The organism is Flavobacterium algoris (genome assembly GCF_048158525.1).
GTDB classification, from domain to species: domain Bacteria; phylum Bacteroidota; class Bacteroidia; order Flavobacteriales; family Flavobacteriaceae; genus Flavobacterium; species Flavobacterium algoris.
Genome location: NZ_JBLNKT010000026.1, coordinates 17831 through 29906, shown reverse-complemented (window position 1 = coordinate 29906; position 12076 = coordinate 17831). Strand labels below are relative to the sequence as shown.

The 12076-nt window shown below is 27.9% G+C and carries 13 protein-coding genes; all 13 read right to left on the bottom strand.

Annotated elements, in window-relative coordinates:
- Positions 1 to 49: 49 nt before the first annotated feature.
- Positions 50 to 892, bottom strand: coding sequence for an FkbM family methyltransferase (locus ACM55I_RS12745; protein ID WP_416847190.1), 843 nt, complete (start codon positions 890 to 892; stop codon positions 50 to 52).
- A gap of 39 nt (positions 893 to 931) precedes the next feature.
- A complete protein-coding gene (locus tag ACM55I_RS12740; RefSeq protein ID WP_416847188.1) occupies positions 932 to 2086 on the bottom strand; it encodes a glycosyltransferase family 4 protein in 1155 nt (384 codons plus the stop codon).
- 11 nt (positions 2087 to 2097) lie between these two features.
- Positions 2098 to 3054, bottom strand: coding sequence for a glycosyltransferase family 2 protein (locus ACM55I_RS12735; RefSeq protein ID WP_416847186.1), 957 nt, complete (start codon positions 3052 to 3054; stop codon positions 2098 to 2100).
- A complete protein-coding gene (locus ACM55I_RS12730) occupies positions 3051 to 3941 on the bottom strand; it encodes an FkbM family methyltransferase (protein ID WP_416847185.1) in 891 nt (296 codons plus the stop codon). The genes ACM55I_RS12735 and ACM55I_RS12730 overlap by 4 nt, the downstream gene beginning before the upstream one ends.
- Before the next feature lie 17 nt (positions 3942 to 3958).
- Positions 3959 to 4906 carry a glycosyltransferase gene (locus ACM55I_RS12725; protein WP_416847184.1) on the bottom strand — a complete coding sequence of 316 codons (948 nt, stop codon included), beginning with the start codon at positions 4904 to 4906 and terminating at the stop codon, positions 3959 to 3961.
- Positions 4907 to 4915: 9 nt separating this feature from the next.
- Positions 4916 to 5740, bottom strand: coding sequence for a glycosyltransferase (locus tag ACM55I_RS12720; protein ID WP_416847183.1), 825 nt, complete (start codon positions 5738 to 5740; stop codon positions 4916 to 4918).
- Positions 5741 to 5783: 43 nt separating this feature from the next.
- Positions 5784 to 6500, bottom strand: a complete 717-nt coding sequence (locus tag ACM55I_RS12715) for a class I SAM-dependent methyltransferase (RefSeq protein ID WP_416847182.1) — start codon at positions 6498 to 6500, stop codon at positions 5784 to 5786.
- Positions 6501 to 6684: 184 nt separating this feature from the next.
- A complete protein-coding gene (locus ACM55I_RS12710) occupies positions 6685 to 7464 on the bottom strand; it encodes a glycosyltransferase family 2 protein (RefSeq protein WP_416847181.1) in 780 nt (259 codons plus the stop codon).
- A 15-nt stretch (positions 7465 to 7479) separates the two neighbouring features.
- Complete coding sequence (locus ACM55I_RS12705) at positions 7480 to 8331, bottom strand: glycosyltransferase family 2 protein (protein WP_416847180.1); 852 nt, start codon at positions 8329 to 8331, stop codon at positions 7480 to 7482.
- A 46-nt stretch (positions 8332 to 8377) separates the two neighbouring features.
- Complete coding sequence (locus tag ACM55I_RS12700; protein ID WP_416847179.1) at positions 8378 to 9220, bottom strand: glycosyltransferase family 2 protein; 843 nt, start codon at positions 9218 to 9220, stop codon at positions 8378 to 8380.
- A gap of 5 nt (positions 9221 to 9225) precedes the next feature.
- On the bottom strand, positions 9226 to 10002 hold the full coding sequence (locus ACM55I_RS12695) for a glycosyltransferase family 2 protein (protein WP_416847178.1): 777 nt from the start codon (positions 10000 to 10002) through the stop codon (positions 9226 to 9228).
- Between the two features lie 20 nt (positions 10003 to 10022).
- Entirely contained in the window at positions 10023 to 11153 is a 1131-nt protein-coding gene (locus ACM55I_RS12690; RefSeq protein WP_416847177.1) for a glycosyltransferase family 4 protein, read from the bottom strand.
- The gene (locus ACM55I_RS12685; RefSeq protein ID WP_416847176.1) at positions 11150 to 12073 is read right to left on the bottom strand and encodes an FkbM family methyltransferase; all 924 of its coding nucleotides are present in this window, start codon (positions 12071 to 12073) and stop codon (positions 11150 to 11152) included. The genes ACM55I_RS12690 and ACM55I_RS12685 overlap by 4 nt, the downstream gene beginning before the upstream one ends.
- Positions 12074 to 12076: the final 3 nt, after the last annotated feature.

Below are 12076 nucleotides of genomic sequence, written 5' to 3'. Positions count from 1 at the left end.
AAAATAGTGTTATTGACCAATTTAATATATAATCCATTACTATTCTTTATTATTGAATAGTTTCATCTCGATACACATATAAAAGTATATCTTGAAAACAACCATTTTTCCTAAAAGAAGTTTTAATATTATAATCGAATCCTGCCATTTCAAATGGAGTTAAAAAACTAGAAAGTGATGATTTTTCATTATTAATTTTATGATGATATTCTATTATATACAGCCGAGAAATAGCTATTTTATGAGATAAAACTAAGTCTTTTACTACTTGCTTTTCAGAACCTTCAATATCCATTTTAATTAAGTCAACAGCATCAGTAAAAAAACTGGATAATAGGTCTGTTTCCATTTTAATTTTATGAATCCCTCCCCTTTCTTTTATGATTGATGCTAGCAAAATTTGCTCATCATTGCCTGTATAGAAATCAATTTCTCCTTTTGCATCTGATAACGCCAGATTATACACTTCAATATTTTTTAAATTATTCTGTTCAATATTTTTTTTCAACAAATAAAAAGCTCTAGGATTGGGTTCAAATGCTACAATGGAGCAATTGGGAAAAATAAATTTAAAATATAAAACTGACATCCCAATATTAGCTCCACAATCAATTATCTTGGGCTCATTTGTATCCGATTGAAAAAAATAATCTTTAGAAATAAAAACTTCCTTAAACAAAAAAATTAACGAATCATAACTGTAAGAGCTCACTTTAAAACCAAAAATATTTTGGGTTATTTCTGTTTTATTTTTGTAAAAATTAGATTTAAAATACATTTTTGTCAATGTCAAAAAGATGGTAAATTTAATTTTAAAATCATATTGTGAATGCTGTGCAATGCTGATATTCCTTCTAGAATTTTTAATTAAATTATATATTTTTACAATCATGTGTTCTTTTATTAATTATGCGCCTTTAGCTTTATTATTTCATTCAAATTCGTTGTAGTTCAATACTTTCAAATAAGAATTAATTACCTTCTCTTTTATTTTAAAATAGTCAAAGTTTGGAGTCAAATTTAAGGTATTATATTCGATTCCTTTTTTTATCATTTCAATATTATTTATGGCATATAAAATAGTACTCGTAATATTTTCAATATTTTCTGGATCATTAAGTAACAAACCATTTAATCCATCTATAATTAATTCTTCTGTTACTTTACCCGGATTAGACTGAATTGGGAACACTCCCATACAAATAGCTTCAAGCAAGGCATTTGGCATTCCATCTGATATACTATTGCCAATATAAAGAAAAGAATTCTCCATTAGACTAAAAACCTCTTCTTGTTTTATTTTACCAATAACACTAAAATTCTGCCATGTTTCCATTTTTGACCTCTTAGCAAATTGAATCACTTCCTCATCTGCACCAAAAACAACAATGGTATATGGACTTAAAATTATTTGAAGGTTTTCTAAGGCTTTCAATATACTAATGGCTCTGCCCCATCTTCCTTGAAACCCTTTTATGAGTATCGTTTTTTTATTTTCAAAAGGAGCTATTTTAAATTTCATTTTATCTAAATCATAACCTCCACCACCTGGAAAAACTCCAAGAAAATGATTTTCATAGCCATGTTTCTTAGCTATTTGATAATCTCTGTTACAATCAGCTATTAAATAATCAACTTTTTTTAATACCTTTTTTATATCGTTTAAGTGATTAGGATAGTTTTGTAAATCATACAAATCACTTCCCCATGAAGAAAAAATCCACTTCATTTTGGGGTATTTATTCATAACTCTCAATATAGGAGTACAAGAAATATACAAAGCAAAACTATGTACCACATCCGGCTTAATTTCCAACAACTTTTTCTCAAACACTTTAACAGTATTCCGCTCATTTATTTTTTGAATTAATCGATAGAACGTAGGACTTTTTTGTTTAACAAATGTTCTTCCTGGAAAATCCCATCGCAATTTCCAACCAACAATTTGTTTAACTCCATCAAGGCGTTCAACTTTTTTCCTACTATCATTTATATCAAACCAGAATATTTCATGACCAGCACCCTGAAGTTGTTCTGTCCATCTAAAAAAATGTAGGTTAGGCATGGAAACCATAAGGATTTTCATATATTAAAAAATTATACTTTTAATAAAAATTTAAACTTAGTATTACCTCTACCAATAATTTTAAATAATAGGTAAAAAGCCTGAACTCTGAAAGTTTTTCTTTGCAAACTATAATTATAGGCTAACTTTTCAGTTTTAATAAATGCAAAACATTTTTCAGCATTATGATAGTTTTTTTGTGCCAAACCCATTCGCATAATTCCTAAAACCATTTTTAAAATTGCTAACTTTATATTCTTGGATTGTGATAATTTTAAAACCGTTTTTTTTGCAAGTAAATAAGAATCAATACCCGTTTGTAAATTGCTATAAAACTGGTTCATGGAGGAAGTCTGACTTTGCCGATAATAGATTAATGTTTTATTTACAATTGCATAGGTTTTAAATTCAAAAAGTATCCGAGAATACAATTCGTGATCTTCTAAAACATGTAAATTTTCATTAAATGGCAAGTGCCTTTTTAAAACTACAGATTGCCACATTGGAGCAACCATCATCATAGGAAAATTGCCACAGACAAAGGCTTCAAACAAATCATCAAATTTTAAGATATCTGGAACATTATCAGTTTTGAATAAGTCATAATCAAAATTACCTTGAAATTCCTGTAATTTACAGACCACAAAATCAGCTGCTTTTATAGCAATAATTTTCTCCTCAAGATGATTAGGATGCATAATATCATCGCTATCGAAAAATTGAACAAAGCTCCCTTTCGATAACTCAAAACCATAATTTCTACAGGAACTTGCTCCTTTAGGTCTGTTTTCTGGCCTTTGCAAATATGTAAATCGCCTGTCATCTTTTAAAAACCCTAAGATTAAGGATTTAGAATCATCAACACTCCCGTCATCAATAATTATGCATTCCCAATATGGGTAGGTTTGCCTCTGAATTGAAACTAAAGTATCCAAAATCAAATGAGCTCGATTAAAAGTTGGAATTATTATCGAAATTATCTCTTTCAAAGTACTTTATTATATGCGTATAACATACCCGAATTTATTTCTAAATTTCTGGAAAAGATTATAAAATCATTTTTCAACAGAATTTTTTCTAATATCTCAGCACCTTCATCGTGCCACTCAATCATCAATATTTTTATTTTAGATAATAAGTTATTTTCCGCTAAATCTTCTAAAATTTCATATTCTGCACCTTCGCAATCAATTTTAAATACAAAATTTTGGTTTTCGTTCGTCAATAACAAATTTGAAAAAACTTCTGATGTTTTTTTAATATCAACCTCTCTTTTTTCAATAGAATTAGAAATCTGATAACTTACACTTTTTTTTCCTCTAATACCTGTATTGCCTTTTATATTTTTGTCAAATAAAAAAGTTTCTTTTCGATTAGAACTACCTAAACCAAAATTATATAATTCAATTTTTGAAGATATACTTTTATTTAATTCAAAATTTATTTTTGCATTTTCAAATGTATCTTTGACAGGTTCGAATGCAATAATTTTTCTTACATTACTATTAGTTGAAAAAAACAATGAAGCCATTCCAATATTACAGCCTATATCAACCAAAATAGTTTTTTCATTAATTAGAAAATTATAATCATTTTCAACAAAAACTTCTGATACAATAAAAAATTCTTCTCTAGATTCTACATATAATTTTAAATTATTGAAACTGATAATTACACCTTCTTTATAATCCTCTATTGATTCAATACTTAAATATTTTTCTAATTTAATGATGTCTGAATACGATTCTAACACTAAATCTTTATTTATAATTACATTATATTTAGTTAAATAATCTCTTCTTTTTTGAAATAATGTATTTGTATTTTCAATTCTGAAACCGTATTTTTTTAAGATACTGTGTATTATTTTTTTCATTTTTTTTAAAATTTGATTTATGTCTTTGACATATCCTTTTTAATAATATTTTTTTTGAAAAAACTCAAAATGTTATTTATTAATGAATGAAGGTAGCGTTTGGCTACATAAAATTTTCTGCTTTTTGTTCTGATTAAATGAACAAATAAAAAAAAAGATTCTTTATATTCCTTTCTATTATTTAATTTAAATAAATAATCACATTGCTTTTCAAAAAGGCAACTGGATAAATACGGTTTGTATTTATTAAAATTAATATCATTACACATGTCTTCTAAAATCCCTAAATCGAGTAAATACGACCCAATTAGCCCTGAAGACACACCAATGTTTTTTCTGTAAACGGCTGTTACATCTGGAATGTAGTGTATCTTTCCTCCCTTTCTTATTGTCCATAGATAGGTAGACCAATCTCCATAAGGATATTTAATTACCCATAAAGGTAATGGCTCAATAGATTGAATATTTCTAAACAGAACGGTTACAGAAACAATAAAATTAAAATGGATTAGAGAATTAAAATCATTAAGTTTTAAACAGTTATCGTTATAAAAAAATTCACAATCGCCATTTGGATACTCCATTTTTACAGCTGTATGAACAATTGAATATTCAGGATTACTCTCTAAAAAATCTACTTGTTTCTGCAATTTATGTTCATCAATCCAATAATCATCTCCATCACAAATAGCAATGTAATTTCCATCGCATGCTTTGATGGTTCGTATATAATTCGCTATAAGTCCAATATTCTTGCCTTGACTGGGTAATAACTTTATTTTATCACCGTAATCAATGGCATATTTTTCACAAATAACTCTGGTAGCATCAGTGCTACAATCTTCACCTATTACTAATTGAAAAGAGAAATTTGTTTTTTGCATCAATATACTTTCAATAGTTTGTGCTATGAATTGTTCTTGATTGTAAGTAAGTATAAAAACACTAACAGTAATAGAAATCATTATTAAACATTAACTTAGTAATTTTACTTTCCCAAAAACAGAAAACCCAAAAAAGGTTTTACAAAAAATATCAATAGCAAACTTTTTACCTTTAATTTTTTCAGTTAGTCCTCGGTATTCTGAAACAGATTTACAGAAATGATAACGGTATTGCTTACTATATTTTTTCATCATATAATCTCTTGTATCCATCGCCATTTCTGCATTAAATGACCTAATCATAGAATTTTCAGCAACAAAATATTTAAAAGTAATTTTTTGCAGATGATAAAAATTAACATTTAGTGATCCAAAAGCCAACCATAGCTCCCAATCTTCAAGACCTTCATGAGGTAAATTCTCATCATAACCTCCTACTCTTTCCCATAAAGTTTTTTTATAAACTGCACAAGCATCAATATAATTATCTACCAACATTTTCTCAAAATTATATGCTTCTATTTTCCAAAGTCCTTTTTTCAAACCAAAAAATTCTGCATCACCATAAACCACTCCTATTTCTGGATTTTTATCAAAAACAGTAATTGCATCTTGGGTAAAATCATGCATTAATTGATTATCTGAATCTAATGGTAAAATATAAGTTCCTTTTGATTTGGATATCCCTAAATTTCTAGTTTTAGTTAAACCTTCATTTTGTTTAGCATAATATATAAATCGTTTGTCTTTTTGAACCCATCTTAATGCAATTTGTTCAGTAGTATCAGTAGAACCATCATTAACAATTATGGCTTCCCAATTTTGAAAATATTGATTAAAGACTGACTCTAAGGTTGTTTCTAAAGTTGATTCAGAATTATAACACGGAATTATTATACTTAATTTAACGCTCATACATAGTCTTATTATTTTAATTAAAAAAAGAGAACAAAATAAATTATTTAGTAGCAAATCCATATAATCCAGAATACATTTGTCCGTTTTTAAAAGGTAATGATTTATTGTCTTTCTTAATCAAAGAATTTATAAATGCTTTTAAAAATGGCTTCACAATATTTCTATACTTTTTAGAAAATCTAAATTCAATCCATAAGGTTAGTGATAAGGCAAAATGATAATGAAATCCACCTAAGGGTTTAATGATTGATGAAGCATATTCAGCTTGTTTAAAATGTTCCTCTAATGCAAAAGGAGTAAATCTATGATAATCATACGAAGCTTCATGTAGTGGCCAAATTCCCGGTACTGTATAAAAGAAAACCCCTCCAGGCTTTAAAATCCTTTTAATTTCTTTTAAAATACTGGCGGTATCAAAATAATGCTCTAAAAATTCAGTAGCCAAAACAAAATCAATGGATGAATCCTCCAATGGAATATCTACCCCGTTCCAATAAAAATCAGGCTTTACATCGTGATGATACTCACTAGGTTCTAAATCAATACCAATATAATCTTCAATTCTATCAGACATCAAATATTCTTTATAAGGCATAATCCCACATGCTAAATCAAGCACTTTCCCATTCAATTTTGGTTTCAACTCAGCAACGGCAGCTAATAATGACCTTCTTATAACATAAACAGAAACCGGCAAAATTTTAGGGTTCAAATCTATAAACCAATCTTTTATAATTTTTTCAATATCTTTTTTCATTAACCACTTTTTTCATCATTACTATCAAATTAAATTCTTTTACCTAATAAACATATCGAAATTTTTCCAAAATATTGACAAACATTTTTCGCAATCCCTATTCTATTTATTTTTGTTCAACCATATCAATCTCAAATTAACAGCAATTCGCAATTATTAGTTTTATCTATTTTCAATAATACATTTAAAATTTTCTTGGCTTAATAAATAAAAATTGAACTTGATACAAAAACCGTAGAACTAAATACCAAAAATCAATTAAGGTGTTTTTTACCAAATAAAAAAAACCAAACACCAAACCCTTGATGACGGTGACTAAATTTATGTCCTCATGCCAAAGCTGATAATTTCCTACCACATCATTTTTGAATCTAAAAAAAAGTTGTTTTCGACTTCTCTTCACATCATAACTGAATATGGAGGGTACAAAATCAATATCATATCCTGCTTTCAAAACTCTTGTAGTCCATTCTTTGTCTTCAAAAGTAGCCACTTCCTCTCTAAAAGCATACTTTTCCCATACTTTTTTATTAAAGGCGGAACCTGAAAAAATTAATCCTGATTTGTTAGGATCGATTGTTGCGGGTATTTTATTAATGAAATTTTTATAATCATTAGGACTATGAAGGCATCGCAAACCTGCTAAATTAGTATTACCATCAAACTTTTTTTGTATTAATTTAAAAAAATCATGGCTAACCGGATAGGAATGCGCACTAAAAATAACTACTATAGGCCCTTTGGCTTCTCTAGCGCATACATTGGCACTGCCACCAAAACTAAAATTTGTAATCGTTACAAATCGCCCTCCATATTTTTCGGTAACTTCCTTACTGTTATCAATTGATAGATTATCTATAACTAGTATCTCCTCAATGTCGTCACTATATCTTTCTGTCAAATTTTTTAACAAGAAAGAGAGTGCTTCGGATTCATTTTTATTTCTAATTACAACTGAAATCATTGAAATTAAATTTACTTATTTTGAAATTATCCTTTGTAAGAACCTAAAGGGTTTACAAATTATTTTAGCTATTTTATATTCAATTGAATTTTTAATTTTTACTTCACTCGAACGATGTGTTTTTAGCCAATAAAAAAGCACTGTCATACAGCTATCAAAATCGGCGATGTATAATTCTTTATGCTTTTTAAACAAATATTCCTTAACGGATTCAGCATGATTGTTGATGGTATCTACCAGCATCGATTGCTTGGATTTTCGATAATAAAATAAAAATTCTGTTACAATTTTATAATTCCACCCTCTTTTGGTAATGCTTAACCATAAATCCCAATCTTCAAACCCATTTTTCATGGTCTCATCATAGCCTTCCACTACCTCCCAGCACTTTTTTCTATATAAAGAGGTAGCTATTAATTGATTTACAAAAAGTAAATAATGATAAGTTGTCCCTTTTGGTTTCAACTCATAAGTTATAGTTTCTAAATTATTTTCAAAAAACTTACTATAACACGAAACAATTGCCAGCGAATTATCTAGCTGTAATTCAGGTACAAGTTTAGTCAAAAACTCATTATCAATACAATCATCAGCATCTAATGGTAAGATATACTCTCCAATACTATTAGCAATGCCAGCATTTCTAGCACTAGATAAGCCTCCGTTTTCTTTCTCAAGATATCTAAATCTTTTATCTTTTGACACCCATAAAGCTGCAATTTCTTTGGTATTATCTGGACTTCCATCATTAACAATAATACATTCCCAATTGACATAGGTTTGTTCCAAAACTGATTGAAGTGATTCGCTCAAGTACTGTGCATGATTATAACAGGGGACAATTATAGAGACAACTGGTTTTTTCATTCTTTCAATTAAAAAGTGATCATTAACTGCTTTATTAAGTCTTTAGTCATTGTAATAATCGCTTTACCAAACGCAACGGAAATAACAAAATTTCTCCAATTTCATAATTTAAAGAATTTTCTAAAGTATTATTTTTTCTTCTAAAATTGCAATTTATTCTAAGCAACTCCAAGGCATAAAACTCATAATGTTCTAAAAAAACAGGTTTGTGCTTTAAGAAAATATACTGTCGCAACTCAAAATCAAAATCTTTTAATGCCTTTGTATCTCTTGAAATTGGTTTCATTCTATAATTAAACAAGTCTTCTTGTATAATATGCATCTCCCATTTATTACGTAAAACAGCAATCCAAAACTCCCAATCTTCATAACCCTTGCACATTTTTTCATCATAACCAGAAACTTCTTGCCAGCAATTTTTACGAAACAAGGAACAGGCCATGCCATTATTTTTTACCAAGAAATTTTTAACGGTTCCTCCTAGAGGTTTGACACTTTCTTTTTGGGTGATATTTCCTTTAATCACTTTATAAAGGCAGCCTACAACACCTATACTTTCATTAGTATTCAACACTAGCACCGCTTTTTCTATAAAAGTAGGTTCGAAATAATCATCAGCATCTAATGTTAATATGTAATCCGTTGTTGCCCTATCAATCCCTACATTTCTAGCTTTGCATACACCTTGATTTTCTTGAAAAACGATTGAAATCATTTCGTGACTAATCGTTTTTAAAATCATTTTTGTTTCTAGATTAGAACCATCATCAATAATGATTATTTTTTCAGGCTTCAACGTTTGATTTAGAATGGAATTTACTGCTTCCACAATATATTTCCCATCATTATAACAGGGAATAATTACCGTAACATTACTTTTTATTTCCATTCGATTTAAAACCTATTTAACAACCCTAATTTAATTAATACTTTTATTTTGTTGGAATTTCTTAAATCTTTAATTATTTTTTCTTTTTTGAGATTTTCTACAAAAAACTCTTTCAAGTAAGGAAAATCAGTATTCAACACGGCATGCCTTTCATTAATCATTAATAAATGATTAGATTGAATGGAACTAATTCCGTCTAAATAATAAATAGATAAAAGTCGACCAATATTTTTATAAGAGGCGTTATAAAAAACAATAGCCTGAAGTACGAATTTCCAATCAGCAACTATTTTCAACTTCTCGTCGTAAAAGCCTATTACATAAAATATTTTTTTTCTGATTAAAATTGACTGATGTGGAAATGTATCCAGATATAAATAAGGCAAAATTGATGAAGACCGGCTACTTTTTATAAATTCAGTTCCGGTGCCGCGCATCAAAATATCAAAACAAATTAAATCTTCAGTGTGGAATTCAGCTTCATTTTCTTCTAAAACTGTATTAGAGAATAATAAATCCCCTGAATTTAAAAACAACAAATATTCTCCAGTAGCTTTTAAAATGCCTTTGTTCATGGCATTATAAATCCCCGAATCCGGTTCACTTACCCAATAATCTATTTTATCGTTTTGGTTTTCGATATAAGCGGCACTGCCATCTGTGGAACCTCCATCGATAATGATATACTCGAACTCCTGCCAACTTTGATTAACAACACTCTCAACGGTTCTCTTCAATCCCTCGAGATTATTGTAATTAATGGTTATTATGGTAAGTTTCATGATTTTCATCTATTATAATCCTAATTCTTATAACAAGCCTTCTCATAAACAATTAAACATTCTTTAGCAGCCTTTCCCCAACAAAATTTTTTAACTTGTTCTAATCCTTTTACTAAATAATCATTGCGCAAGGATTCGTCCTTAACTACCATCTCAATTTTATCTTTCAAATCTTTGGAATTATTCAACTCATAGTAAACACCAGCATCTCCAGCTACTTCAGGAAATGAACTATGATTTGCCAATACAACTGGACAACCACAAGTCATTGATTCCAAAACAGGAATTCCGAATCCTTCATATAAAGATGGAAATACGAAACATTTAGCATTTTTATAATAAATCGACAATTCATCTTCTTCAAAATTCTTTTGTATTATTTGATTTTCCAGTCCAAATTTACAAACAAGTTGGTTCTCTTTAGTATTAAACTCACCTCCCCCAGCACAAATTAAATATAAATTAGAATTATGTATTAAAAGGTCAGCAATTGAATTTACTAAAAAAATAAAGTTTTTATAATTTTCTCTTTTTCCAACAAATAATATATAATTTAATGGTAATGAATCAATTATTTTATTACTAAATTTAATAGAGCAACCATGATAAACAACATCAATTTTAGAGCTATCAATATGTGGATATATTTTTATAATGTCGTTTTTGGTATTATTTGAAACAGCAATTATTCTTGTAGCTTTTTCCATCAAATACTTTTTATTCATAACGACGTTCAACCTATCGTTAATAAAATATTCAGGAAACAACTCATGAATCATATCATAGATAGTTAACACAAATGGCTTTGAATCAATATACTCTAAAAAATATGGATTATAATAAGTTGGAATAAATAAATCGTATTCTTTTTTACAAATTAAATTCTTTAAATAAATCTCATTTCTAACAATTGTATTTTCTTTATGACGAATTCTTAATTTTGACAATGTCCTAATATAGAAAGAATATGTTTTTTGTTTAAAAGTGACTAAAATACTTTGCTTGTAATAAATATTAGTTGTACTATAAAGTGGAACTATTAATTTAAAATTATTTTTCTTTGAAAGAATTGAAAACAATTCTGTGTAGTATCTTGATATTCCACCATATTTTTGCAAGAAAAATATTTGAGGGTCTAATAATATCTTCATTTATATAAGTTTGATATTTTTTTATTTACAAATTCTATTTCATTGTCAGAAAAAGCTAAAATATCCATATAATAAATTGTTGAATGTAAATTATAAACTTGGGATCTTTTTATATAATCATTAAGTTCAAAGATTTCGCCTATAGATTTTGTAATCTTAATAGGCGTGCCAAAATTATCAATTAAACAAAAATTATCATATCCAACCATGTTTAATTCTTCTAAAGCTGATTTATAATTTTGAGTTATTTCGTTTCTATTTCGATCATTAAAACCTTGATTGTTAAGATACGTTTGCATTTCAAAAAAAACAAATCGCGGAATTATCATATTTTTTTTAGCATAATCCGTGAAGGAATTGATAATATCCCAATCATAACCATCAGTATCAATTTTTAAAATATCAAATTTATTTCTTTTAGTAATAGGAATGAAATTCATTAATTCAGAGAATGAAATTGTATTCATCTCGCCCGATAAATTAGAGTCAACTGCAATAGAACCAGTAGACAAAGTATCGCTCTTTTCTAAACTATATTTACCACTTTTTGTAGAAAGAAATTTATTAACACCTAAGAACCTATCCGTCAATCTATTACAGAATACATTTTTTATACATTTTTCATAGAAGTCTTCGTCAGCTTCCACGCCAACAATGAATGATTTAAAATTTTTTGAAAAAATAGCTATTGCTGTATCTCCAATATTAGCTCCTACATCAATTATAAGTCCTTCAAAATCTGAACATAAAATTGGTAAAAATCGATCGTAAAGCGGAAACGAATTTTGATACTCATCAAGAACATGATTTTCATCTAGCATGATTTTATAATTCTCAAAAAAATATTCTCGATCTACAATCTTATTCAAGATTATATCTTTTGACTTCTTAAAAGAAAATATTTTTTTAATTATTTTCATAAA